We start from the raw sequence: 26,394 nt of genomic DNA, 5'->3' as shown, positions 1-26,394 counted from the left end.
TTAACGAATGTTCCAGGTAAGCAGTTGTTTTTGAATCTCAGACATGGGATAAGCTAAATCTCGGTCTTCAACTGTTTTTCGGGCAAAGACGATGCCTAAAAGTTGATTTTGCGAATCAATTACAGGACTGCCAGAATAACCAGGTTTGAGTGCTGCTTGAGATATTTCTAATTGCTCGTTTTGATAGCTGATTTGTCCTGATTCCATTGACCAAGATTTATCTTCACGTCTTTGGGCAGAATGACCAATAATCCGAATGGGCATTTTCGGGGTAATGGCAGTTGAAGAGATAGATAAAGGCTGGATATCTTCTGGCAGCTTACCAATAACTTCTAAAACGGCTAAATCGAGTTGTTCGTCTGTGGAAGTCATTTTGAACAGCTTGGCATCTCGCCGCATTCGCACTCGGTTTGATGGTGGTGAACTGAAAAATTCAACTTGAATATTTTTACCCTGGTCATAGCCATCAAAAATGACATGACGATTGGTGAGGATCAATGTCCGATCGCCTTCTCGTTTAATTACTATACCAGTGCCGATCTCTGTTGCCTGGCGTTCAATACTCAGAGGAAAATTTGCAGCGATAAGTACCACAGAACGCTTCACTGCTACAGTGGGATCATTTTTAGGCAACCATTGGCGATCGTCTTCTACCCCCTTAGCTTGGGTATCGTCTTTTGTTTTCCATAACTGCCTTGCTTCTATATTATTGTTACTGGCATAGATAAAATTGGGGTCAATCTCTTCTGCTTTGTCAAACTGTTCAATGGCTTCTTTTAGTTTTCCTTGCTGTTGGAACCATAAACCCAAGCCATTGTGAGCAAGAGTATGAGCGCTGGTTGGAGTTCCAGAATTGTCTTCAGGCAATATTATGGCTTTTTGGAAGGCGGCAACTGCTGTATCTAATTTCTTCTGGTCACTCAGGGCATTGCCCAGATTGTAGTAAGCACCAGCATCCTTGGGGTTGAGTTGAATTGCTTTTTGGAAGGCGGCAACTGCTGCATCTAATTTCTTCTGCTCCCTCAGGGCATTGCCGAGATTGTTGTAAGCATCAGCATCCTTGGGGTTGAGTTGAATTGCTTTTTGGAAGGCGGCAACTGCTGCATTTAATTTATTCTGTTCATACAGGTTATAGCCGAGATAGATGTAAGCATCAGCATCCTTGGGGTTGAGTTGAATTGCTTTTTGAAAGGCGGCAACTGCCGCATCTAATTTCTTCTGCTGACTCAGGGCAATGCCGAGATTGTAGTAAGTATGAGCATCATTAGGGTTGAGTTGAATTGCTTTTTGAAAGGCGGCAACTGCTGTATCTAATTTCTTCTGCTCCCTCAGGGCATTGCCGAAATTGTTGTAAGCATAAGCCCAGTTGGGGTTGAGTTGAATTGCTTTTTGAAAGGCAGCAACTCCTGCATCTAATTTCTTCTGCTGACTCAGGGCAATGCCGAGATTGTGGTAAGTATCAGCATCGTTGGGGTTGAGTTGAATCGCTTTTTGAAAGGCGGCAACTGCTGCATCTAATTTATTCTGGTCACTCAGCACATGACCGAGATTACTGTAAGCTTTAGCAAAGTTGGGGTTGAGTTGAATTGCTTTTTGGAAGGCGGCAACTGCTGCATCTAATTTATTCTGGTCACTCAGGTCACTGCCGAGATTGTAATAAGCATAAGCAAAGTTGGGGTTAAGTTGAATTGCTTTTTGGAAGGCGGCAACTGCTGCATCTAATTTATTCTGCTTATTCAACGCAATGCCCAGGCCGTTGTAAGCAATAGCCAAGTTGGGGTTGAGTTGCAAGGCTTTATTGTGAGATGCGATCGCCTCTTCTTGTTTACCTTGAGCATTTAGCACGTTTCCTATACCCACGTAAGCTTCAGCATCATTAGGGTTTAGTTGTAACGCTTTCTGGTGCGCCGCTAATGCTTCCTCTAGTTTCCCCTGTCGCCTTAAGCCTCGTGAACGAGTCTTTGAACTCGGTGAATGAGGCTTTCAACTCCGTGAATGAGGCTTTGAACTCCGTGAACGGGGTTTGTAGTTGAATTTAATATAGACCAATACAGTTCAGTTAAGCTTCTCTTCCTTTGCGTCCTTTGCGTCCTTTGCGGTTCGTTAAAAAAAGGATTTTAGCCTTAACTGAACCGTATTGTAATATAGACCTAACCTCCAAGACTCAAAGCCTCTCTCCTTTTAATAAATACGTTTGGAGAGAGGTCAAAATTTATTAAATACAAAAGCGATCGCTTTAAATTATTCTTCCCATGCGATCGCCATTGCTCCTGACTTCCTGTACAAGAGCCTCTAATTGATAGCTGTTAATTTTCTCTCTAGGTCAAATAAAAAGCCGTGGATATATTCTTCAGTCCATTCAGCACCGTAGAAGCGTTTAAACATCCCTCGTGCTGGGTCTTTTTCAGCCCGATATCTTAAATATCGCAGTTGGGCTTGCTCAATGGCTTCTAAATTTTGGGAATCTGTTATGGGTTCTGCTTGCTCCACGAAATCTAGATAAGCTTTCAAATAGTCTTTGAAAGCGGCAAACACCTGAGTTTCGACTACAGCCGTTTCTTGGGGACGAGTCCATAAAAAAGCGGGAGAGAAGAAGGGCTGTGCTTCTTCAGGAAAATCCCCTCCCCAAGATAGATGCTGTTGATGAGCATGGAAAATGGGCAGAATCGGTTCAGTATATTTTGTCTGATATGCTAAATCATCACGAAATAAGGGCTGCATATCCAAAGCAATGAGATGCCCGCCTGGTAATGTTACCAGATCCGCCCCAAAAAAGGGTAAATCGTAGTTGAGGTGGGGGAAAATTACAAAATTCAATACTTGCAGCGAATTACCACCTTGTACATGAGCTGCACGAATCTGCCGTAATTTTGTGGTTTGAAAAGCATAACTGGTGGTGACAACCTCTTCTTCGTTCTTTCCCTTGCCCACAACAGCACTCTTGGATTCAAACCCAGCCGGGATCGGATAAGGTTGTAAATCCAAGCGCGATCGCATATAGGCGATCGCATAATCGAGAAATGGCTGATACAGTGTCACGGTCGCTTCGCTCCAATTCAAAATTCAAAATTCAAAATTCAAAATTAAAGAACTTCTGCCTCCTGTCTCCTCTTTCCCAATGCCCAATCCCCAACAATAGTCATCTTTTGCCGGCAGCAACCGCTAAAGGAACAGAATCTTCAAATAAGAATTCATGGAGAAAGCGCTCTGCCCATTCATGGCCAAAGTAGCTGCTAAACAAACCAGATGCAGGATCGCGGTCTGCACTATATTGGTCATAGTCTTTTTGGGCTTTGACAATTCGCTGGATATCTTCTGGATCTTCAAGCGGTTGGGTATCTGCTAGCATTTGCCAATACAAGTTTAAATAATCTTGAAAAGCTTCAAAGACTCGCGTTGCAACTGTTTCCGGGTCTGTTTTGGCAAACAATAGGTACTTAGAAAAATACTGGTTGGCATCGTAAAACTTCATTTCTAAGTTTTGCGCCAAATCCGGGTATTTATGGTGGAGAGATTTTAGCGGAACGATATATTTGTTTTGATAATCTTCATCCTGAAACAAAGGCTGAAAATCAAGCACAATCAGGTTTTTGACTTTCCCAAAGGATAAAAAATCAATCCCTAACAGAGGTAAATCGTAGTTATGACTGGGATAAACTACGCTGTTAAAAATTTGGGCACTCTCCCCGGCATCAATATAGGTATAGCGAATTTTCCGCAACTCTTGAGATTGGTAACACCAACTGCGGATAGTTGCTGGGTTTCTGCCGCGATCGCTAACTTTGAATTCCAAACCAGGGGGAATAACCCTACTTTGTAAATCAAACCGCTGAAATAGCTCTTTTTCTAAAAATTCCAGGAAAGGCTTATACATGGAGCATGATTTGTTAACCCTTGCATGAAAATAAATTATGGCAATCATGCACGTCTCATTTATGAGAAACAAAGCAACATTCCTTAATGGGGATTGGGGATTGGGGACTGGGGACTGGGGATTGGGGATTGGGGATTGGGAATTGGGCATTGGGCATTGGGCATTGGGAATTGGGATTAGTTATTCTTCCTCATCTCCTCCTGCTTCCTTGTCCGCTCATTTTCCCAGTCCCCCAGTCCCCAGTCCCCCAGTCCCCAGTCCCCAGTCCCCAATCCCTAATCCCCCTTAACGCCTAGCATAATTCTGACTGATCATTTGCTCCAAGGCTTCTTGGGAAATACAACGACGTTCAGAACAATAAGTCATCAAGTTGACTCCGTTCATCATTCGTACTGTACTGACCCTGACACGAAAATCATCTGTAACAAACCAACAACGTTCCTGACCTTGATTATTGTCATAGTCAGTATCAATGGTCAGCACTCCATCATCGGCAAACCGATACCGACTCACAACCGGGATGCTCTCAACATAGCCCTGGTTGCGGATCAGTTTTCCAAAACGTCTCGTTTCGTCGGGAACATCAACCAAAATGGCAGCATTATCAGTATTTTGGAGCCTAGTATCCAGATTAGCCTGCCATGAAAAGCTAGCACCGCCTGTTGCTTTCGTAGGGTCTATCCCTTGGGCTATGCAAACTTCTTGGACTTTTGGATCATCCTTTTCTAGGACTTTAATGATCAAATTCGACTCTCCCGACTCATCTGCCGCCGAGTCAAAATGATGAACGGAACGTTCCGTAAACCATGTACCCTCACTTTTACGGAAGAATTCGATCATTGCCAAGGGCGGTATTATATGCATCTGTTTTGAAACCTCGTTTTATCAAATTTTGGCGTTGTTAAATACTGAGTGATGAGATGAAGTCCCGATTTAGCTAAAGTGTAGAATAACTCCAAAAGTTATATTTTAATCAGCTGATGACAAATAGTGAAATTCAACTTATTACTAGCGTTCGCCCCAGTCCAACTCCAGAAATCTTAACAGCCCTCAAAGCCGGAATTGCTGTGGATTGGGTCGATTTGTACCAATTCAACCTAAGAGAAGTCGATTTACAAAAAGCTAACTTGAGAAAAGCCAAGCTATTAGGAGCCGATCTCAGTGGGTTGGTTTTGAGTCATGCCGATTTGAGTCGGGCTGATTTGCGAGGTGCGAATCTGCAAGGAGCCGATTTAAGTGGGGCTGATTTGCAGGGAGCCTATTTAAACCGTGCCGATCTTCAACAAGCAAATCTCAGTGGCGCAAACTTGGAGGGAGCCAAACTCCAAGTAGCGCGTTATGATTCACAAACGAAATGGCCCCCAGAATATAACTACAAAGCTTCTGGAGCGGTAGGGCCGGGTGCTAATCTCAATGGTGCTTTTCTGAATACAGCTTCTTTAAGAAATGCAGATTTACAAGGTGCTAATCTGCGTGGAGCCTATCTGAGTGGTGCTGACTTGACAGGAGCTAATTTACAAGATGCCTCTCTGAGCGGGGCTGACCTGACGAAAGCTTATTTGACAGGGGCTTGCTTGCGAAATGCTCGATTAACTGGAGCCGATTTGCGGGATACAGACCTGCGAGCAACTGACCTCAGTGATGCAGAGATGGAGCATCTTCAAAGTATCGCTGGGGCAGATTTCACTCTTGCCCAAGGACTGACAGAAGCAACTAGAGCCATGCTGTCCAGCCGTCCATATTCAGAACTCGACGTTTGGAACGCCTACACCCGCAAAACAACTCGTGAGAGTTTGAGTACTTGAGCAAACTGAGTATCTAGAGAGTGCTGGGTTCCGAGTCCTGAGGGGAGCATCCCAAATGTGTGAAAACATATTTTGTCATTGCGAGCATAATGAAATGGAGCGTTCGCGTAGCGTCTCGAAGAGAAGCAATCGCAACACCTAGACCTTGCGATTGCTTCATTCCGCTTTGCTTCATTCGCAATGACAATCTGTTATCTTAGTCAATTTGCAAAATTGGGATGCTCCCGTCCTGAGTCGAATTCAGGAGTGCTGTTAACGGACACATACAGCAACTTTTAGGCACTCAGCACTTTTTATAAAACTTTCCTCGTTCCTCGTTCGTTCCTCGTTCCCAGTCTCTGACTGGGAATGCATTCATTAGACATCTCCAGAAATTAAAGATGCGTTACCCAGAACCCTTGTAGAGACGTAGCAGTGCTACGTCTCTACATTCTTTTTCGGAGATGTCTATTGAGTCTCTGACTCAATATCTGACTGGAGGCAGAGCCTCTAATCAGGCATTCCCAGTCGGAGACTGGGAACGAGATCAAACGAGATAAACGAAAGAACAATGGGAAATCAAGCTTTTTTGACTTGTGTATATACTGTAGTCTGCTACCAGAGAGAATCCTGCCCCCTGCCTCCTTCAATTTGGCAATAAGTTTTCTAAAGCAGCGCCGACAACTCGGTGATCCTCATCCTGTCGGAGTTGGCTCAGGGCTGCTTTTGCTTCCGGCTCGTGAAATCGTTTGAGGGCATAGCTAACTCGCACGCGCATCCGCCAAGATTCAGCATTCACTAAACTTAGTATTTGGGATAATGCCGCAGTATGTTGGCTAGAATTAGCTAGTAAGCCGAGTGCATCCACAGAAGATTCTTGAGCGGTAAAATCTTCATCTTTTAAACCCTGAATGCAGATATCAAATAGTTCTTCAGGGCAATCCATTTCAGCGATCGCAGCCAAAATGCTCCGCCGCACTAGCCAGTGGTCATCCTGATAAAATGCTAGAACTAGATGAGAAACTGCGACTCTGCCAAATAGTGATAAAGAATTTGCCGCCTCTGCTCGCACGTTGGGAGTATCGTCAAATTTCATAATTTGCATCAAAGCCGCAAAAGATTCCGCTGATTGTTGATTACCCAAACCCCTGGCCACAAAAGAACGCACCAAAAATTCTGAGTCATGAAGTTTACTCGTGAGCAGAGGAACTGCAACTTCTGATTCATAATTATCGAGGGCAGCGATCGCCTTCAGACGATATTGAAAATCTGGGTTCTTCAGTTCAGCTTGGATTTGATGGATTTCCATAGGTGCATTTACTACAGCTATTCTTTACTTTATTTTACAGATGCCACTAAATGGCGATCGCATTCTAAGAAGATTGAATTAAGGGCATTGGGCATTGGGCATTAGACATCTCCGAAAATGAATGTAGAGACGTAGCACTGCTACGTCTCTACAAGGATTCTGGATAACGCATATTTAATTTCTGGAGATGTCTATTGGGCATTGGGAGGAGACAAAGGAGAGACTTTCTCAATAATTCTTTCTTGTCTTCCTTGTCTCCCTTGTCTCCCTTGTCTCCCCAATCCCCAATCAAATACTAAAAAAAAGCTGAAATTTTTCTAAAGTATTATTTTTAAACTTAACAAATTTTAATAGATATAGCTTCATCATCGTATCAGAATATATTAAAGTCAAACAATGCAAAAACTAAAAATCATCAAGACTAATAAGGGTTTAAAGTCCTTATGGCTTCCCCTTTGTCAGAATGATATAAAGTTTTTTTACATTTTATGAATATCCTTCTCATAAAATTTAGTTGTTAACTGGGAGATCGTTTAAATGGCTTTCAGACCAGCATCACGGTTAGAAATCACTCTGTTTGAAGATAGCGATTCTATTGATCTGTGGTCGAATCGCTCTAGGAAAATGGGGATTGGTAAGACTATTTGAGGTTTGATGAATTCCGCCGTCAGTTGTCATATACGAAGAGATTTAACGCATTTTTACAAACTAAAGTTTTACAAAAGCTAGTCAGTAGCAAAAATAACTGACAACTGAAGGGAAATTCCACCTCTCTAAGGGGTAGGATGCTCAAAAAATAAATTTAATTAGCGTTTTTCAGGAGATAATTCAATGTCACTTTGGGCAATTGATTCACCTAATGTTGAACTGCGTCCGAACACCAGCGAAAGTGAATTACAAACACTGATTCGGGCAGTTTATAAACAGGTTTTGGGCAATGTTCACTTGTTGGAAAGTGAGCGACTAGCCACAGCTGAATCGCAATTGCGCGATCGCAAAATCAGCGTCCGGGAATTCGTTAACACCGTTGCCAAATCAGAGCTTTATCAATCCCTATTTTTCAGTTCTTCTTCTCAGAATCGGTTCATTGAACTGAACTTCAAACATCTGTTAGGCCGTCCTCCTGCCGATCAGACAGAAATTTCCGAACACGTCCGCATCTACAACGAACAGGGCTATGATGCTGAGATCGAATCCTATATCGATAGCGAAGAGTATCAGAAGAATTTTGGTGAGAATATTGTTCCTTATGTTCGTAGCACTAGCTCCCAAATCGGAATTAAGAATGTTACCTTTAACCGCACCTTTACTTTACTGAGAGGAGTAGCTAGCAGCGATAGCGATCGCAAAGCTAAACTGATCAGCGATGTTGGTTCAAATCTCCCCACAGCCATCAAGGCTCCCGCTGCTGGTTCTAGTGTAAACAGCACCAGCAAACGTTTCTTGATTAAGGCAGTCAAAGGTTCAGCGAATCTCCCTACCCGTCTGGGCAAGCAGGAATATGTAGTTAACTACAATCAGCTATCTGGGCAAGTGCAAAACATTCATCGAACAGGCGGCAAAATCATCAGTATCACTGAAGTTGCTTAATTCAGAAGGCAGAAGTACGAAGGCAGGAGGCTCAGTTGGAACCCACGTTTAAAAACGTGGGATTGATCTTGGACGCTTTGTATCTCGTGGCACTTTCCGCGACGCTCGTAGACTCGCTAACGCTGCGCTATCGATACAATTCTTTTTTTTAACTGGGCAATAACCCAGAACTAAAGTTTTTATTAAGGTACTTCTTTCCTTCTGCCTTCTGCCTTCTGCCCTCTGCCTTTCTTGTAAGGGACTGGGGATTGGGGACTGGGGGGAGAATAATAACTTAGCACTCAGCACTCAGAACTCAGCACTCAGTACTCAGCACTCCTAAATGCAGTTGTGATCTAGGAAGCTAGTATTATATAGACTAGGAGAAAAACTTTTTAGTCAAGATATCTCTTGGATTTTAAGCTACTTTTTAAGATAAATTTTCTAATGGAAATTACTGAATTCTTTGAACTTTCAATTGGACGATGGCGATCGCAGCGTAGCGGTCATCATTTAGCATTCGCCCATTTTGAAGAAGTGCTGTCTAACATTGACATTGAGTCTCTATCCACCGATGATCCGGCAGTAATAGCAATCTGTCAATTGTATGGCACTGACCCCGCCAGTATCACCCACCCCTTTCGGATGACTTGGGAAGGTGAGTCAGACTGGGACGATAAACCAATCTCTGGTACTACTGTGCTAGTGCCAATTCCCGATATCGAAAATCCTTCTAGAGGCAAACTTTTACGAGACAAGGGATACGCCGAAACGATTCCCGCAGTGGCTAAGTATCATCTGAGTGACGATGGTGTTTTTACCCTGCTAACAGAATATGAACTTGCTGCTGCTGAGGAGCGAATTTGGTTTGCTAACCCAAATCTCCGATTTCGGGTAGCGATGATTAAAACCAGTGATGGTAAAGGTGTGACAACAGCTTCCTTTTCTTCAGAGATTCGCTCTTTGTCAAGTTCAACCAGTTAGCAAATCTCAGGTTAAAACATAAAAGGATACAAGCTCCTAAATTTATTTATGGAGATTGTAATACGTGAATTTTGAATTTGGAGCGAAGCGACGTGACGATAGCGCCCAGAGAATCTAGCACCAACGCCAGCGATTTGCTCACCTTAGCCTGTTGGATGGCAGGAGATTTTAGCAACTACAAGCAATCTTTTGCAAATCCGCAACTTTACGCCCACATTCACATTTATTTTCGTCCTTTACCGGTTGAATTTTTTTCTGCCATCGGTTTTTATTCGGAACAAGCTTATGATCACGATTTATGGACACCCTATCGCCAGGGAGTACATAAACTAGTTGATTGGGGCGATCGCATTTATATCGAAAATTACAGCTTAAAAGACCCTATACTCTATGCGGGTGCTGCTCGTGAATTAGATATCCTCAAAACCATCACCCCAGAAAGCATCGAACGGCGTTATCACTGTTCAATGGTTTTCCAACGAGAAGGTGAAATGTTTCGAGGTAGTGTAGAACCAGGCAATCAATGTCTGATTAAGCGTAATGGATGCCAGACATATCTAATCAGCGAAGTAGAAGTAACCGAGAATACTTGGCTAAGTCTAGATAAAGGTATGGATATTGAAACCCATCAGCAAATATGGGGATCAACTGCTGGCCCATTGCAATTTGAAAAACGAGAAAGTTTTGCTGATGAATTACTTGCGGTAAGCGCATTATGTTAATTCAGCTGGAATCTATAAAAACCAAAATGTTACCTCCACAGGCTGAAAAAAAGATGCGCTGCTGGATTCGCAGCCGCCACTTGATTTGTTCGGGTCATTTTTTTATATTCGAGACATTAGAATATACAACGATTGAGAGATTCTCTGAATGTGTTGCTTCTTTAGGAGGAACAACAATATCCGTTGACCCCATTAATAAAATTTGGATGGGCGATCATCGTCAAGTTATCTTATATCAGGCAAAAGCTAGTTTACATACGCCTCATCATACCTTGAAACAATACTGGATAAAATACGGTGCTTTCTACACTAGATTTGATGAGCGTCCTTGAGAGTGCCTATCCTGTGGAAATTTTTCTGACAACTTCAAAATTTAATTTTGAATTTTAAATACTCCCCAAGGGGGTTGACGGCTAATTGTTAATGTCTAATTGCTAATTTCTGCTCGTGATTAGCTGTTAGTTATTAACAGTTAGCCGTCTAAGTTTGTTAGAAAATGTAACTAAAAAGCTCCACAAAACTTGATAAATTAATCGTGACTGTAAAGCTGACTTTTCACGTTATGTGGAAAAGTCCACCAAAAAGCTAACCCCCTAACCCCCAACTCGTCGCGGGAAGGGGGAAAATTCAAAGTCTCTCTCCTTTTAGGAGAGAGATTTAGAGAGAGGTTTTCCAGATGCCGTGAAAAGTCAGACTGTAAAGGGAATTAGCAAAGCTTAGTAGTTAAGCTTTAGTAGTTATTGCTAAAACTAAGTGCTGAAAACTAAAAACTAACAACCATTTAGCATTGTTGGGCAAAAGTAAGCAGCCAGATGATAACAGGTTGAAAGCTTAGGCAAAGAAGTTTTTAGACTTTTGATTTTTGAGAGCCAATTGCTATTTTGCAGGTTCTCCAAAGTCTCTTAACCTAACGCATCGGCACTTTTGACTTCTGCATGTCTCGTAAGAGAAACGGTGCTAGTTCCCATTACCTTTAAAAGTCATTAGTTACTCCTACCCACACTAACCCAAATATGCAGACCTTCATCGACGACAAAACCGGCCAACGCCAATATCAAGCATTTTCCCAAACAGAACCCATCGAACTATGGACTATTGCTTCAGCTGATGACATCGAAATTGTAATTCGGGCAGTTTATCGGCAAGTATTGGGTAATGCCTACATTATGGAAAGTGAGCGGCTTATCGTTCCAGAATCCCAACTCAAGCAAGGCATAATCGATGTCCGTGAGTTTGTGCGTCAAATAGCCAAATCAGAGTTGTATCGCTCCAGATTTTTTAATAACGTTTACCGCTACCGTGCAATTGAACTGAACTTTAAACACCTACTAGGCCGCGCTCCCGATGACTACTCCGAGACAATTTATCACAGCAATATTTTAGATGAGTCAGGTTTTGAGGCGGATATTGATTCTTATCTTGATAGCGACGAGTATCTAGATGCCTTTGGGGATAACATAGTGCCATATTACCGGGGTTACAAAACCCAAACGGGCAAAAAGATATTGGAATTTACCAATATGCTGCAACTGGTGCGGAGCAATTCTAGCAGTGATAAGAACCTAGTAACGAATAATGAACCCCAATTGGTGCGATCGCTAATTACTAATACTCCTTACGGTAAACTTAAACCCACAGATGTGAGTGCAATACTTGCTGAAATATTCAAGCCAAGGCCAGAAGCTAATGCTCCAGCCTTTATTGCAACTCCCACAGCAGACGAACAAAGCTTGCGGCAAAAGATTCAAGACCAAGAAAGCGAGATTACAGTTTTGCAACAACAACTAGCAGACTTAAGACCCTTTGCTAGCATCGGGACAACAAAATTTAGTAGTAGTTGGCAGTCTTCCAGTTCTGTTACAAACACAGGCGAATATACATCTTTGCAACAGCAAGCTGACGCCCAAGCGAAACAGATTGCAGCTTTGCAAGAGCAAATTGCTGATTCTCGACGGTCTGCCACAATTGGAGAAGCCCGGTTGAATAAGTGGCGCAGTCGTGTTTTTAATAGCTAATTTCTCTATTATTTCCTGATATTTTCTGAGTCAGCTTGAAACAATAAATAATCAGAAAGTGTCTGAATTAGGGAACTCCAAGAAATAAATTATCCAATATTGTGGGGTGGGCAACATGAGCGCCCAGTTTATATGGCTCTCGTGTCGCCCACCCCACAAGAGTTAATTGAATATTTGTCTATTTGGAAGCCCCTTATTGTTTTAATAGACTTGCGACTTATGAAAAAAGCTACCGGTTATCGATATCGTACTTATGGACTAATTGGGTTAATATCCTTAACCACTATATTAAGTACAGCTACATCTGCCCTAACACAGTTAGCAGGCGATTCCCCAGTTGGGCAAACTCCTATCCCTGCTTCTAACTTAATCTGGCCGACTCAAGGGTTTATTTCTCAAGGCTTCCGCAAATATCAACATGAAGGAATTGATATCGCCGGGTCATCTGGAACTCCTATTGTTGCTGCTGCATCCGGTATAGTTGTCAAAGCCGGTTGGGATAATTGGGGATTGGGAAATGCCATAACCATCAAACATCTCGACGGTAGCACTACTGTTTATGGTCACAATCGCCGTTTGTTGGTGAGCAAGGGTCAACAGGTCATTCAAGGTCAAATTATTGCCGAGATGGGATCTACAGGCAATAGCACAGCACCTCATTTGCACTTTGAAGTTCATCCAAATGGCCAAATAGCAGTTGACCCCCTTCGTCTGTTGACATCTGTAACTGCAAGTGTTGGCTCTGGTTCTAGAGTTCAGCAAGTGGATAACCCAAACCGTCCAGTCTCGAAACCCCCAGTAGCAAAGCAAATTTCACCTTCACAGCTAATTCCAAGAGATTTTGTACCTGTAAGTACTGATACAAAATGCAACGGAACTACCATCATTGATGGTGAGACTGCAAGCACTCGTGTAAAAGTCTGTGAAGAAAATGGTCAGTTATTTTATATTGGGCAGTTAAAGCAAGATTCAAGTCAGCCCATAAAGATACAAGCTTTGCATATTGGTAAAAGCAAATATCAAGCAAATAATGGTAGTTTTTCTTATTTAATCACTCCTCAAAAAGTGGAAGTTTGGCGAAATGGCAGTCAGATTCGTTCTGACAGTTTTTATACTTTAACAAAGTCGCCTTGAAGAAGAATTCAGAAGTCACTAAGAGGCAGGGGGAGGGGAGCAGGGGGAGAACCCCATACATAAATGTAGGGGCTTGTAACAAGGACGTATTATTTCTCGTGCTATGCATCTCGAAATAAATGTTTAAATCAAAGGGCATAAATGAATGGCACTAAGTTAAGATACAGCCCTTGCGCTGACTGGTTCCTAGCCTCCAGGCTGGGAACCCATTCTGGGAGGCTCCGCCTCCTCTTTCTTGACCAGAGGCGGAGCCTCTCGGAATACATTCACAAGCCTCCAGGCTGGGAACGAGGCTACACAGGCTTTTGGGCTTTTCTTAGTGCCATTCGGGCATAAATAAATTTAGGGGCTTGAAACCCTAATGGTAGGGGAATTCCAGAATCTTTCTCCCCTGCCCCTGCTCCCTGCTCCCCTGCCTCTTGGTCAGAATCAAGACGCTCGATAGCGTAGCGGCAGCTGCCGCCACGAAGCATAAAACTTGCAGTTAAAATACATCTGTTAAAAGTTAGGTGCTGATTGAAGCAACTGGCACAGAACCATTTGAAACAGAGCCGTTATTTAAGATAGGTTGGCGGGTATTCAGGTCAAATTTGAAGCCATGTGGCAAAATATGAAGCTTTGCTCCACAAATTGCCAAAGATTCATCCTTCAAAATTTCGCCCATATTGTTATATGTAGCCTCTGATTCATCAACAATCGTCACCGCGCCTTCACCAATCACTTCAACTTGATTATCTGTAACTACCATCGCGGTATTTTCGTCAATACCAAATCCCAAGACAGCAGGTTCTAGTATTAAAGCTGAAATTAAGCGTCCCAAACGTCCACGCTGAGAAAAATGCTGGTCAATTACTACCCCTGGTAAAAATCCCATACCTGGGCCCATTTCAACAGTTTCAATCCGAGGATGTGTCTGGGAGTCACCTTCTACAATCATTTTATCTGGCATTACAGCAGCGCCCGCGCTTGTACCTGCGACAACTACACCTTCAGAGAAGCGCTTGTGAATTGCCGCATCGATTTCGGTATCCTTAAGAATACTGGTAATCCGAGCTTGGTCTCCCCCTGTAAAAAATATACCAGTTGCTTTCCTAATAGCTTCCAATGCGGTAGATGAAGAGGCATCTTCACGGGTTTCTGTATCAATGATGCGAGTAGTTTCGGCTCCCAGTCGCTCAAACACTCTGATATAATTTTCTCCCACTTCTCTTGGTAGTTCTGTCGCTGCTGTCAGAATTACAATGTACGCTTTTGTACCGCCAGCGCGTCGTACAAAGTCCCGCAAAATTACGGAATCTCCCTCTTTATCTTCGGCTCCCCCAATAATTACCAACTGCCGTTTGATATTACTTTCCACCATGATTCCCTCTGAATTTGAGTTAATAAATTTCACTAAACCATGACAATTAAAACTATCAAATCATCCCTTTGATAGATTACTTGATACAAATAGGATTAACATTTTGCGATCGCAATTAGACCAAAAGATTTATCCTAAAAAGTACCTAAATTTTCATCTACTCAGTAAAATCCACAACGTCAACTGCCTCTAGAAAATACTTCTAGAGGCATTGTTGGCTATGTGACTAAGAGTAATTGGTATATAACTCTAGCTGAGTGCAACTAGATGATATTTAATGGCAGATGCTAATGAATCCGGCTTCTGTAAAGCAAGTTAGTTAAGAAAAAACGTGCTTGTTCTAGTGGGAGATGCCTGGGTTTACCTTGGTAAACAATTTGATACTCATCCATGTCTGCCCCATCTCCATGCCCAGAAATCAGCTTTTGGTGAAAAGCTTCTTCAGCAAGTTCTCGAATTTCATCTCTTAGAGCAGCTTGTGTGCTATTCATACTTTGCTGTCTTTTTGATACCCCACATTTATTTATACACTTTCTTAAGTGAGTGTTACACCTTTCAAAAGTTATATCTCTGATGATTCATGAGGATGAATTGACTATTCTTGATTACTGGCTAAGGGATGGGGATTTAATTATGCCTTGAGATAGTTGAAAATGCTTACTAATAGAGTTAGCTTAGGTTCTGATTAGTTGAATGGCCAAGCCATTACTCTCCAAAATAAATGTCAACTAATTGACAATCAACAACTCTGAGTAACCATAACTCAGCATTTAAATTTAAGGGTGTTTAGCCAAAGGTTCGTAATCAATGGTTCTACAAAAAAGCAGTGAATTAGTCCGCGTTAATGCTAGAAGAACAGATGTATTCGATATTTTCAACTTCAAGCATTACATTGGGCCCAACCCCTATTTAGATATCGGGGCGCTAGTATTTGATTTTGCTCTAATTGACTCTAGAGAGCCTTTGCCCATTGAAGATTATATTGCGAGCATTGGCGATCGCTATCCAAATCTTCGCGATCAAACCTACGAATCATATCCCCATCTCTTTGCTCAAGTCGTCTCCGAAGTCGGCAAGTTAGATATGGATTTACACCTTAACCACTGGAGTGTTAAGCCATATCCACATCTCACCCGAATTAGTGTCCAATCATTACATGAACGCACAACTAGAGAAGTAGTTTACTTTGTTTGGGATTGGTTTGAAGCCATTACCCAAGACGAAGACTTCACCTTTGATGAGCAGTTGGTGAGGTTGCAAGATAGATTCCGCGCATCTGTCTACGGTGGCCCCACGGTTTACGCCCTATTGCGAACCGCCTACGAGAAAGGTATTCCCGCCTTTTATTTGTGGGAAGAAGGATTGATGCAATACGGTTTGGGAAAAAAACACGTCCGGGGGGTAGCAACAACATTTAACTGTGATAGCCATCTGGATTCGGAATTTACCACCCGTAAAGATGACTGTAAGGCATTTCTAAAAACCTTGGGTTTTCCCGTTCCTGAAGGTAATATTGTCTTTTTCGAGAAAGAAGCCTTAGCAACAGCAAGAGAAATTGGCTACCCAGTGGCAGTTAAGCCAGTGGTAGGTCACAAAGGAATTGGCGTTACGGCTGATGTGCAAGACTCAAAAGAACTGGTATCTGCTTATAATCGCGCACTGGCAGCCATTCCCGAAAATCAGCAAACCCGAATAATTGTTGAAAAAAGCATCACAGGATCAGATTTTCGTTTGTTGTGTGTCAATGGTCGATTCGTCGCCGCCACAGAACGCCGTCCGGCATCGGTTGTTGGTGATGGATATTTAACGCTTGCAGAGTTAATTCGCCAAGAGAATCGCAAACCTGCACGTTTAGACACACCAACTTCGCCGATGAGTAAAATTCAGATTGATGAAGCGATGGAACTCTATCTAGAGGAACAACGCTTATCATTAGAAAGCGTGATTGAGAAAGGACGTACTGTTTACCTGCGTAAAGTCGCCAATCTTTCAGCCGGAGGTATAAGCATTGATGCAACCTCGACAGTTCATGCTGACAATATTATCTTGGCCCAAGATATTGCCCAACATTTCCAGTTGACTTGTCTAGGGATTGATGTCATTACCAAAAGTCTCGCAGAATCTTGGAAGTCTAGTAACTTTGCCATCCTGGAAATCAATGCTGCACCAGGGGTTTTAATGCATCTTAAACCTTCTGTTGGGGAAAGTGTTGATGTCCCTTCTCATATTTTAGAAACCTTTTTTGAGTCGGGTGCAGATGCCAGGATACCAATTATTACCTTTAACAAAATCTCAGTTGAAGAACTGCAAGCGACGATTGACCATATCCTGTTGCAACATCCCAACTGGACAATAGGCGCTGTTTGTCGTGATGCCGTTTTTGTGAATCGCTCGAAAAAAGTATTAAGCAAAGATTACAACAGTAACGTCCAAACTTTGCTGCGTCATCCCAAACTTGATTTGCTGATTGCCGAGTATCCTGAAGACATCCTCGAAGAACAGGGTATATTTTACCAGAGTAGTAATCTTGTAGTTTTGGATAATCCCACCGAAACTGAGACGATTTTGGTGCGGGATGTTTTTGATAGTTCGACTGTGGTAATTAGAAAAGGCAACGGTATTTCTATTCGTCGCAAAGGGTTGATTGAAGATTATAGCTTGGGTGAAGATGAACCATTTACGCGGGTTTATTTGAAAGAAACCGGGACGATTTTGGGAGTTAACTAAGGAACAAGAGTTAAATAACATACAATTTATGTCCCTGGTTTACCTCACCCTCAATCCCTCTCCTTATAAAGGAGAGGGAAGCTAGAGACAGCCGTTTGCTTGCAGCAGTTTTTGCTAAACACAAGTTCCTAAGTGAGTCTCGGCTAATCTCCAACTATAAGACAGACTGTTTTCAACCTAACTCCCCTAATTGGCTGGTTTTCTTGTTTCTTATTGGTATAAGTTTGAGTAAGTCGGTTTGAGAAACTGGTGCATCTGCTTTTGCAAAAAGCGACGATAGACACACAGTTAATACTCAAAATAGTTGCTGCATCAAAACCTAATTTGTTTCATTTATGGCTTTAGTCATTGCTGGGGAACGTAGTGGGGTGGGTAAGACAACAGTCACGCTCACCCTTTTAGCATCTTTACGCCGTCGCGATCGCTTGGTACAATCTTTCAAGGTAGGACCAGACTACATCGATCCGATGTTTCATCAACACGTAACCGGTCGGGCTTGTCGTAATTTAGACCCCGTGTTGACTTCCGAAGCCTACATTCAGCAATGTTTTGCCCGTCATAGTCAACTGAGTGAATATGCCCTCGTGGAAGGGGTGATGGGATTATTTGATGGAGTTTCGTTATTGGTCACTAGTCATACCCTACGGGAAGGCGAAGCGTCTATGTCATTTGTAAAAAACAAAGGACAAATGACAAATGACAAAGGACAAATTACAGACTTTGCGAGTACGGCACACATTGCGCGACTTTTAGATTTGCCTGTGGTGTTAGTGATTGATTGTAGTCGTTTATCTGGTTCTGTGGCTGCGATCGCTCACGGCTATCGATCTTTTGATCCCCGAATTAAAATAGCTGGGGTAGTGTTAAATCGCGTCGGGAGCGATCGCCATCTTTCTCTCCTCAAATATTCCCTAGAACCCTTACAATTACCCATTCTCGGCGTACTGTGGCGTCAAGATAACATCACAATTCCCGATCGCCACTTGGGTTTAGTACCCACCGCCGAACTCCCCCAACTCAATGCTTTAATCGATCGCCTCGCCGATTTAGGAGATACTTGCTTCGACTGGCAACACTTATTACCTTTATTAAAATCAAAACCTCTCCCCTCATCTCCCTCATCTCCCTCATCTCCCTCATCCCCAGTTAAAATTGCAGTAGCCCGCGATCGCGCTTTTAATTTTTACTACCAAGACAATCTCGATTTGCTGCAACAGCTTGGTGCAGAACTGGTTTCCTGGAGTCCCTTAGAAGATGCTGACATCCCAAAAGATATCCAGGGAATGTATTTTGGGGGTGGTTTCCCGGAAGTTTTTGCCCAGCAATTAGCAGAAAATACCAGCGTTCGTAATGCAGTGAAAACGGCAATACTTAAAGGAATGCCCACAATTGCCGAATGTGGCGGATTGATGTATTTGTGTGAGCAAATTACCGATTTTGAGGGTAAATCTTGGCCAATGGCGGGAGTTTTACCGACATCTGCTGTGATGGGTGGGCGTTTAACTTTGGGGTATCGTCGGGCAGTAGCTTTGCAAGATAATCTGTTAGTGAAGGCAAATACAACTATTTATGGACATGAGTTTCATCGTTCCCATTTAACCGTAACTCCTACTCAGCCCCTATTTGCAACCTCTCGCTACGACTGTGACGAAAATATGGGATACGAGGGATGGGGTTTGCCTACAAATGTTCTTGCCTCTTATGTGCATCTGCATTGGGGAGAAAGTGTAGAGATTCCCCAGCAGTTTCTTAAAGAATGTCTGAAAGTAGCATCTTTGAAAGCTGAAATTATTGAAACAGAATTCAGGAGTCAGGAGCCCGAATTCAAAATGAATTCTGTGCAACTGGTGGATAGCGGCAGCAGTAGCGAGTATTTTCGAGTCGCGTCAGAATTCTGACTCCTGAATTCTGACTCCTAAATTCTGACTCCTGAATTCTGACTCCTGAATTCTTCTTCAAGGGTTCGCAAATGAGTGCCGGTCTTACTCTCTGCTAAAAACCCCCGGATTTGTTCGCGGGGGATTTGTTACACTCATGTCGTCATTCAATCTGCGAATCAGACGGGATAACTCACGAATGATATTCACCGCGATTTCGGGAGTTTCTTCGATCGCATCATAAAGTTGCTCTTGTGTCAGTTCTAAAAATTCACAAGGTTCTAAAGTCGTGGCAGTGGCAGATCGAGGTTGAGTATCAAATACTGCCATCTCACCAAAGTATTTTCCCTGTTCCACTTCTGCAAGTTGTTTGTTTCCAATGTGAACTTTAACTCGACCTGACACCACAATATAGAGCGATCGCCCTTCTTCTCCCTGTCGAAAGATGGTGTAATTAGCTGGAAATGACAATTCGTTCATCACTGAAGTGAGCCGCACAATAAAATCATCCCGCAATTCCTTAAAAATGGGGACTCGCCGGACAAATAATAAACGGTCAACACTAGTTAGCATAATTACAAGTTAAAATCCAACATTACTGAACATCTCAAAACTGAAGTTGAGGGCAATTAGTCATCTTAACCGATGTTAAATGCTAGTCGCCAACAATATCTCAGCCTTTAGCATTTGATCGGATTTCTCTTCTATAGGCGCGATGCCTACGGCGGTAAACTACGCACCTAAACTTCTCAGATATTAACTCAGTATTCGGTATGACGAACTGCTACTTTTCCCTATGCGGTTTAGCAGGAAATATTCTTGTCAATTACAGTACGTTTGTCAATCACTTTTATTTATCCTTTTAAAAAACAAGAGTATTTGACCTTATTTCCTTGAAAGTCATAATATTGACTCCATGAACTCCCAAGGTACCTTGCTGAGAAAAAAATCACCAATTTGATTGGAGGCAATCGCCACCAAGAATTCTAAAAATTGGCAATGGCTGATTAATAACGAATATCGATCAGTTGTCGTTAGGAAAACAGTCACAAAATCTCCTAACCTGCCCTCATATGGAGAAGCAGAGAAGGACTAAGACAAACAGCATTGAATTACTGTGAGTAAGAATTATGAGTTGGCTCATTAGTACGTTAATTATTGGAATCTCTGCTGCTTTTGCAACCACCTTTGACGACAATTTATACTTGACTGCTTTCTTCGGGAAAATCAATCGCAGCTTTCGTCCTAAGCATATAATTATCGGTGAATTTCTGGGATTTACAGCCTTAGTGTTTGCTAGTCTTCCTGGTTTCTTCGGCGGTCTGATTATTCCCACTACCTGGATTGGTTTGCTAGGTTTGCTTCCCGTAGCTATTGGTATCAGTAATCTCATCAATCGAGAAGAAGAGGGAGAGACAGTACAAGCGGTATCAGTTGATTTAACCTCTCCTGCAAAATCTGGACGCCAGAAGAAATCACTATTAGCAACCATCCGCGATCCGCAAACCTACCGAGTTTCCAGTGTCACCATAGCCAATGGAGGAAACAACATTGGAATTTATGTACCGTTGTTTGCCAGTAGCAATCTTCCAAGTTTGGGCGTAATTCTGTGTGTTTGCTATTTCACTGTTGGGGTATGGTGTTTTCTCTCTTACAACCTGACTCGTAATCCTCTCATGGCTCCAGTTTTAACTCGCTATGGTCGAAAAATCTTCCCCTTTGTCTTAATTTACTTGGGACTCTCCATCTTGATTAAAAGTGAAACATATCGACTTTTACCTAGTCTGGCAATGCTTGGAAACTAAGTATGAAGCGATCGCAATTCCTGATGTAAACAAAAAATCCGCGATCGTTTGTCCCATCCACAAAGATTTATTAATCACTTTAATTTATCAATATGAATATAAATAATATTTGCTCTTATCAATCAAGTTATCTAAAGTGAGAATAAAGCACATTATCAATGGCTCTTATAAAAGCAAGCCTACCAATCAATAGGAATCAGATGATGAAGGAACTAATGAATCAATCAAACTCTAAAAAATTACCTCAGTGGCTCGTAAAAGCAGTATTTCTGGTAGTTGTAGCCGGATTTACTCTACTTATCCAGCCCAGCGCTAGAGCGCAAACACTAACACCATCAATATCTGCGGAATCTGAACTAGCTCCAGTTGAATCGCCAATGGAGTCTGTAACCGCCCCAGTAATATCTCCGGTTGTACCCCCAATAGAGCCTGTAACAACACCAGCAATATCTCCCGTTCTACCTCCAATAGTCTCTGTAGCAGCAAACGTTAGACATTTATTGCAAACCAATGAATGTGTAGGCTGTAACCTGACTGGCGCAATGTTAAAGGATACAAACCTGCAAGCAGCAAACTTAGAGGGTGCTAACTTGCAAAATGCAGATTTAGAAAGGGCTAACCTACAGCAAACAAACTTACAAGGGGCTAACTTTCAAGGAGCAGATTTAGGCAAAGTAAACCTTTTAGGAGCAAACCTGGTGGGAGCAAACCTATTTGATGCAGACCTAGAGAAAGCCAACCTCCTGGGAGCAAATCTGCAAACCGCTAACTTACAAAACGCAGACTTGGAAAATACAAATCTCACAAATGCAAACATCCAGGGAGCTAACCTGATGGGCGTTGATTTGGACGATGCAATCAGACCAGAAGGATTCGCTATTCAGTAATTACAGACCACACGGTAGGGGCACAGCATTGCTCATTGGTGTCAACTTAACGTGAAAGCAAGTCTAGAACTAGTTTTTAGATTGCCTCGTTCCCAGTCTCCGACTGGGAATGCTCGTCGTTGAGGCTCCGCCTCTCGAACTCGCGGCAGAGCCGCTTTTGAGCTGCATTTCCCGACTCTGGCTGGAAACGAGGTTTTAAAGGAGTTTTAGCTTAAGTTGACACCAATGGGTACTGCCCATTGGTGTCAACTTAAGCTGGAAATAGCTTATCTGTTGGCTTCCATGCCCGCCCGGAAATGAAACCAATTCGCAATTCGCAATTCGCAATTGAATCAAGCCACCCACAAGGGGTGGGGTTTCTACCTAGTTTGGGATGAATATTGGTTAAAACCGGACTTCGTCCCGCTTTGCTAACGCCCCTGGTGGGCGAAAAAAATTAAAATATTCTCGCCTTAAAACTCTATCCCTTTATGGGTAGAGTATTCTGAATTCTGAATTCTGACTCCTGTTTTATGGATTTTAACCTCATCTAGAGTGTTAATCTTTCGCGTAGAGATTGGCGACAACTATTTCAAGATGAAACAATACAAGAGTCTCCATAATCTGCGCTCACAATGAGCAATGAAAATTTCTTTTCCCCATTCACCAGGAAGCGCTAGCACTGATAAGATGCGAACAATTGCAGAAATTAACGAGAAAATCAGCCGCCAACGTGCAGTAGTGTTGACAACTGAAGAGTTAAAAGCACGAGTTGTAGAAATCGGTGTTACTAAAGCTGCTAAAGAAGTTGATGTAATTACCACTGGCACTTTTGAGCCGATGGAATCAAGTGGTGCAATTATTAATCTGGGACACACTGATCCCCCAATCAAAATTCGTCGCTGCTGGTTGGATGGCGTGCCAGCATACTCTGGTTTTGGGGCAGTAGATTTATATTTGGGTGCGAGTTGTGCTATGGAAGCAATGGACGGTGAAGAAGTCCGGGAACGTGGCGGCGGTCATGTAATCGAAGATTTGATCGCTGGTAAACCCATACACGTAAAAGCCCAAGGACAAGTAACAGATTGTTACCCCAGAGCAAATTTTGAAACTACAATTACCAGTGAAACGATTAATCAGTTTTATTTATTCAATCCGCGCAATCTCTATCAAAATTTTATTGTTGGTGTAAATGGTGGCGATCGCCCCCTCTTCACCTATCTCGGCCCATTACAACCACGTCTAGGGAATGCTGTTTACTCTAACCCTGGTGCTATTTCTCCTTTACTCAACGACCCCGACTTGCAGCTCGTTGGTATCGGGACTCGAATTTTTTTAGGCGGTGGTATTGGCTATGTCGCCTGGGAAGGCACTCAGCATTTCCCCTTACAAAAGCGTTTGCCTAATCGTACACCGATTGGGCCTTCTGCGACTTTAGCTTTAATTGGTGATGCCAAGCAAATGGATGCTCATTGGGTGCGGGGGTGTTACTTCAAAAGTTACGGCCCCTCATTGATGTTAGGTGTTGGTGTACCACTGCCTGTATTAAATGAACAAGTAGTTGAACACTGTGCTGTGCAAGATCAAGATTTAGTCGCGCCAATAGTGGATTTTTCCATTCCCCGGCGCGTCCGTCCCACCTTTGGTTTGGTGAGTTACGCCCAACTCAAATCTGGGCGGATCACCATAGAGGGCAAAGCTATACGCTCTGCCCCCTTAGCGAGTTTGTTTTTTTCTAGGCAAGTCGCCCTAGAGTTGAAAAAGTGGATCGAAGCAGGTACGTTTACCCTTACAGAACCAGTTTCTCCAATTCCAATGGAGCGATCTTTTCTACCCCAAGACCGGCGGACGGATTTTTGAGGCTGGGGAGTAAGAATTTTAGATTTTAGATTTTGGATTTTAGATTGAAATTTAATCCAAAATTATCAATCCAAAATCTAAAATTGAATTGCCCCATTCCCTACTCTTGAGTCGGTTTCGGTCGCTTAATCGGTTTAGGAGTGGGTGTTTTTGGTATAGGCTTTGACACCACAGAGGGGTCGCTGCTTACGCCTGTTTTCTTGATGGGACGAGGGGTTTCGCCACTGCGTCTGGGGGGGAATGGTTTTCTTCCACCAGCACCACCACCGCCAGCACGAGGCGCACCTTTGAATGGTGGTTTGCGTTTTTTGGGCAAATCAGCGATCGCCTCAGCTTTTTCTACGATCAAAACGTCAGCTTCTCGCTTGGCTTGGAAGTCCCAGAATTTTCCTACTGCTTTAGTAGTCAGCACACCCCTCAATTTCAACTTAAAATATTTCGGTTTATCAGTTGATTTGCGTGGAGCCTGCCTAATTTTGACTACCAAACTTTTAGCATCAAAAGACTGGTAGACTACTTCACCACGAACAGAAAAACCACCATCTGCAACTTCTGATGAGGGTATTACGGCTGTGTTTACTTCAGAATTTTCGGATAAGCCATCATCGGGTGTCGGTAATTCTTGCAATTCCAAATCTAACTCGTCCTCATCTGTTGAGTTTTTGGCCAGATTTTCTGGCTCCCAAACTCCGACGATTTGGATGTGCAAGGTATCATTTTCTTGTCTTGTACGTGGATATACTACCCACAAGTGTTCTTTTTCTAAGTCTAGGTGATTCTTGACTAAGCTCATAATCCGGCCTAGGAGGACGGCATTGAGTTCTACACCATCTGTGGTCAGCAGAGTACCTTGAGTAAATTGTTCGCTGCTAGCATGATAGCGACCCCGGACTAGTCCGATCGCTCGATACTGCATCGGTTCACTGGGAGGCGGAATCGGTTGCTGTCGATTGATCAAGTTCCCATTTGAGTCAGTCTCGCTGGGTTTGACAGGCGAATTTTCAGGTTTAGAGGAGTGGGCTGCTATGTGAACATTAGCGGCTGCCTCTATTTTAGTTGGGCCCTGGTTAGAGGCAGAAGAATTGGAAGATTCAGGCAACGGCATCAGGTCGGAATTCATAAAAACTCCTTGCGGCACAGACACATCCCATTGTGGGATTTTACAAAGGCAGATGGAAAGAGCATTTGTGCAACTGATTGAAAGTATATTGGCTTTTCACAAAGTCACACCAGGGTACTCTAGACAATCCTAAAGGCGCTAAATTTAGTGTATAAACACTAAATGTGTAATCTAACGCCTTTACACTAGTTTGGGAAGCATATCATAGCTACAATTTTGACGGCTCCTCCTAAAGTCATCACTTACTTTAGCAGTGTAGATAGTTAATTGTTATAAAATTCACAGGCAATTGGCAGTATTCCGCAAAGTTTTGGAAATTTTTAACTTTACGATTTGTGTAAATGCTCATGTCATTAAAATTTAGGAGAAAGACAAAACTGTGTCTCAAACACGCAATCGCTGGATAGTTCAAGTCATCTTGGCGCTAGCAATTCTTGCTTTTGTGGGTGTTTCGGTGATTCCCATAATTGGAGCATTTAATAATACGCCACCCTCAAGTCAAAATACTGCTAGCACCAAAGGCAGTTTGTCCTCCGTTGACCAAAAATCAAAACTGGAAGACGAAGCACGGGGTTATGAACAGGTTTTGCAAAGGGAACCAGAAAATCAGACTGCGCTTAAAGGCCTATTACAGGCGCGGCTGCAACTATTAAGTCAAAAAGAAAAAAGTGAGGTAAAACCTGCTGACATCCAAGTAGTCATTGAACCCTTAGAAAAGCTGGCCAAGCTAAATCCCGAACAGTCTGAGTATTCAGTGCTACTAGCTCAAGCCAAACAGCAAATTGGCGATCGCGAAGGAGCCGCTCAAGCTTATCGCTCGGTTTTGTCTGTGAAACCAGGCGATTTGAAGGCTTTGCAAGGAATGGTGGCTCTGTTGATGAGTCAACAACGCCCCGAAGCAGCTATTGGTTTGTTGCAAGAAACCCTTTCTAATGCAGCCCAAGCAAATACAATTCAGCCTGGAAGTGTAGATACGGTAGCCGTGCAGGTGCTATTAGGTTCTGTTCATGCTTCCCAAAAACGCTATGCTCAAGCTAGCTCTGCTTATGACCAGGCAATCAAGAAAGATCCCAAGGATTTTCGCCCCGTTGTGGCAAAAGCTATGCTTTTGAAACAACAGGGCAAAGACGCAGAGGCAAAACCTTTGTTTGATAGTGCCGCAGCTTTAGCACCCGCTCAGTACAGAGACGAAATTAAAAAGGCAGCAACGCTTCCTCCTATTCCTAAATCTGCTCCATCTTCCGCGCCTTCATTGGAAAGTAAGCCTAAATGATGGGGACTGGGGACTGGGGACTGTGCATTGGGGATTGGGAAAGAGGAGGCAGAAGTTCTTTAATTTTGAATTTTGTTAGCGCAGCGTTAGCGAGTCTGCGTTCGCTTTTAGCGTC

Annotated in this window: 22 protein-coding genes and 1 pseudogene; 13 read left to right on the top strand and 10 right to left on the bottom strand. The window is 42.9% G+C overall.

Annotated elements, in window-relative coordinates; all coding sequences use genetic code 11:
- The 4 genes and pseudogenes from V7K76_RS34615 to V7K76_RS16310 form a co-directional block, all read right to left on the bottom strand.
- A pseudogene (locus V7K76_RS34615) lies at positions 1-1,938 on the bottom strand (tetratricopeptide repeat protein); the annotation flags it as partial.
- A gap of 354 nt (positions 1,939-2,292) precedes the next feature.
- On the bottom strand, positions 2,293-3,039 hold the full coding sequence (locus tag V7K76_RS16320) for a phycoerythrobilin:ferredoxin oxidoreductase (RefSeq protein WP_334952595.1): 747 nt from the start codon (positions 3,037-3,039) through the stop codon (positions 2,293-2,295).
- A 100-nt stretch (positions 3,040-3,139) separates the two neighbouring features.
- On the bottom strand, positions 3,140-3,874 hold the full coding sequence (locus tag V7K76_RS16315) for a 15,16-dihydrobiliverdin:ferredoxin oxidoreductase (RefSeq protein ID WP_334952561.1): 735 nt from the start codon (positions 3,872-3,874) through the stop codon (positions 3,140-3,142).
- 285 nt (positions 3,875-4,159) lie between these two features.
- Complete coding sequence (locus V7K76_RS16310; RefSeq protein ID WP_334779292.1) at positions 4,160-4,738, bottom strand: phycobiliprotein lyase; 579 nt, start codon at positions 4,736-4,738, stop codon at positions 4,160-4,162.
- Positions 4,739-4,854: 116 nt separating this feature from the next.
- Here V7K76_RS16310 and V7K76_RS16305 point away from each other — a divergent pair, with 116 nt between their 5' ends.
- Positions 4,855-5,679 (top strand): pentapeptide repeat-containing protein, encoded by an 825-nt coding sequence (locus tag V7K76_RS16305; RefSeq protein ID WP_334952557.1) that lies wholly within the window; start codon positions 4,855-4,857, stop codon positions 5,677-5,679.
- Between the two features lie 625 nt (positions 5,680-6,304).
- Here the strand turns inward: V7K76_RS16305 and V7K76_RS16300 are convergent.
- Positions 6,305-6,967 carry a HEAT repeat domain-containing protein gene (locus V7K76_RS16300; RefSeq protein WP_334779295.1) on the bottom strand — a complete coding sequence of 221 codons (663 nt, stop codon included), beginning with the start codon at positions 6,965-6,967 and terminating at the stop codon, positions 6,305-6,307.
- An 831-nt stretch (positions 6,968-7,798) separates the two neighbouring features.
- On the opposite strand from V7K76_RS16300, the gene V7K76_RS16295 reads away from it, so the two are divergent.
- The 6 genes from V7K76_RS16295 (at position 7,799) to V7K76_RS16270 (ending at position 13,391) form a co-directional block, all read left to right on the top strand.
- On the top strand, positions 7,799-8,557 hold the full coding sequence (locus V7K76_RS16295; protein WP_334952555.1) for a phycobilisome rod-core linker polypeptide: 759 nt from the start codon (positions 7,799-7,801) through the stop codon (positions 8,555-8,557).
- Positions 8,558-8,983: 426 nt separating this feature from the next.
- Entirely contained in the window at positions 8,984-9,520 is a 537-nt protein-coding gene (locus V7K76_RS16290) for a phycobiliprotein lyase (RefSeq protein WP_334779317.1), read from the top strand.
- Between the two features lie 92 nt (positions 9,521-9,612).
- Entirely contained in the window at positions 9,613-10,242 is a 630-nt protein-coding gene (locus tag V7K76_RS16285; RefSeq protein ID WP_334779297.1) for a chromophore lyase CpcT/CpeT, read from the top strand.
- The gene (locus tag V7K76_RS16280) at positions 10,236-10,574 is read left to right on the top strand and encodes a CpeR family transcriptional regulator (RefSeq protein WP_334779298.1); all 339 of its coding nucleotides are present in this window, start codon (positions 10,236-10,238) and stop codon (positions 10,572-10,574) included. The genes V7K76_RS16285 and V7K76_RS16280 overlap by 7 nt, the downstream gene beginning before the upstream one ends.
- A gap of 681 nt (positions 10,575-11,255) precedes the next feature.
- Positions 11,256-12,257, top strand: a complete 1,002-nt coding sequence (locus V7K76_RS16275; protein ID WP_334779299.1) for a phycobilisome rod-core linker polypeptide — start codon at positions 11,256-11,258, stop codon at positions 12,255-12,257.
- Positions 12,258-12,476: 219 nt separating this feature from the next.
- Positions 12,477-13,391: a M23 family metallopeptidase gene (locus V7K76_RS16270; RefSeq protein ID WP_334779300.1), complete on the top strand. Its 915-nt coding sequence runs from the start codon at positions 12,477-12,479 to the stop codon at positions 13,389-13,391.
- 293 nt (positions 13,392-13,684) lie between these two features.
- Here V7K76_RS16270 and V7K76_RS16265 read toward each other — a convergent pair whose 3' ends face one another.
- From V7K76_RS16265 to V7K76_RS16255, 3 genes are all read right to left on the bottom strand, one after another.
- Positions 13,685-13,864, bottom strand: a complete 180-nt coding sequence (locus V7K76_RS16265; RefSeq protein ID WP_334952552.1) for a hypothetical protein — start codon at positions 13,862-13,864, stop codon at positions 13,685-13,687.
- 32 nt (positions 13,865-13,896) lie between these two features.
- Complete coding sequence (locus V7K76_RS16260; RefSeq protein ID WP_334952550.1) at positions 13,897-14,751, bottom strand: cyanophycinase; 855 nt, start codon at positions 14,749-14,751, stop codon at positions 13,897-13,899.
- Positions 14,752-15,038: 287 nt separating this feature from the next.
- Entirely contained in the window at positions 15,039-15,242 is a 204-nt protein-coding gene (locus tag V7K76_RS16255) for a hypothetical protein (RefSeq protein WP_179067772.1), read from the bottom strand.
- Positions 15,243-15,558: 316 nt separating this feature from the next.
- Between V7K76_RS16255 and V7K76_RS16250 the strand changes: the two genes are divergently transcribed.
- Together V7K76_RS16250 and V7K76_RS16245 are read left to right on the top strand one after the other, a co-directional pair.
- A complete protein-coding gene (locus V7K76_RS16250) occupies positions 15,559-17,478 on the top strand; it encodes an ATP-binding protein (RefSeq protein WP_334779302.1) in 1,920 nt (639 codons plus the stop codon).
- Between the two features lie 335 nt (positions 17,479-17,813).
- The gene (locus tag V7K76_RS16245; protein ID WP_335029870.1) at positions 17,814-19,376 is read left to right on the top strand and encodes a cobyrinate a,c-diamide synthase; all 1,563 of its coding nucleotides are present in this window, start codon (positions 17,814-17,816) and stop codon (positions 19,374-19,376) included.
- A gap of 84 nt (positions 19,377-19,460) precedes the next feature.
- On the opposite strand, the gene V7K76_RS16240 is transcribed toward V7K76_RS16245, so the two are convergent.
- Complete coding sequence (locus tag V7K76_RS16240) at positions 19,461-19,928, bottom strand: Crp/Fnr family transcriptional regulator (RefSeq protein WP_179067769.1); 468 nt, start codon at positions 19,926-19,928, stop codon at positions 19,461-19,463.
- Positions 19,929-20,485: 557 nt separating this feature from the next.
- On the opposite strand from V7K76_RS16240, the gene V7K76_RS16235 reads away from it, so the two are divergent.
- From V7K76_RS16235 to V7K76_RS16225, 3 genes are all read left to right on the top strand, one after another.
- Positions 20,486-21,160: a cadmium resistance transporter gene (locus tag V7K76_RS16235; protein WP_334779304.1), complete on the top strand. Its 675-nt coding sequence runs from the start codon at positions 20,486-20,488 to the stop codon at positions 21,158-21,160.
- 215 nt (positions 21,161-21,375) lie between these two features.
- Positions 21,376-22,047, top strand: a complete 672-nt coding sequence (locus V7K76_RS16230) for a pentapeptide repeat-containing protein (RefSeq protein ID WP_334779305.1) — start codon at positions 21,376-21,378, stop codon at positions 22,045-22,047.
- Positions 22,048-22,716: 669 nt separating this feature from the next.
- Positions 22,717-23,886 (top strand): homocysteine biosynthesis protein, encoded by a 1,170-nt coding sequence (locus tag V7K76_RS16225; protein ID WP_179069227.1) that lies wholly within the window; start codon positions 22,717-22,719, stop codon positions 23,884-23,886.
- 100 nt (positions 23,887-23,986) lie between these two features.
- On the opposite strand, the gene V7K76_RS16220 is transcribed toward V7K76_RS16225, so the two are convergent.
- Positions 23,987-25,006 (bottom strand): hypothetical protein, encoded by a 1,020-nt coding sequence (locus V7K76_RS16220; RefSeq protein ID WP_334952546.1) that lies wholly within the window; start codon positions 25,004-25,006, stop codon positions 23,987-23,989.
- Positions 25,007-25,385: 379 nt separating this feature from the next.
- Here V7K76_RS16220 and V7K76_RS16215 point away from each other — a divergent pair, with 379 nt between their 5' ends.
- A complete protein-coding gene (locus V7K76_RS16215; RefSeq protein WP_334779307.1) occupies positions 25,386-26,279 on the top strand; it encodes a tetratricopeptide repeat protein in 894 nt (297 codons plus the stop codon).
- The last annotated feature ends 115 nt before the right edge of the window (positions 26,280-26,394 follow it).

Origin of the sequence: Nostoc sp. (assembly GCF_036917975.1) — a bacterium.
Taxonomy (GTDB): domain Bacteria; phylum Cyanobacteriota; class Cyanobacteriia; order Cyanobacteriales; family Nostocaceae; genus Nostoc.
The sequence above is the reverse complement of the archived record's forward strand: the minus strand, read 5'-3'. Positions and strand labels throughout refer to the sequence as shown.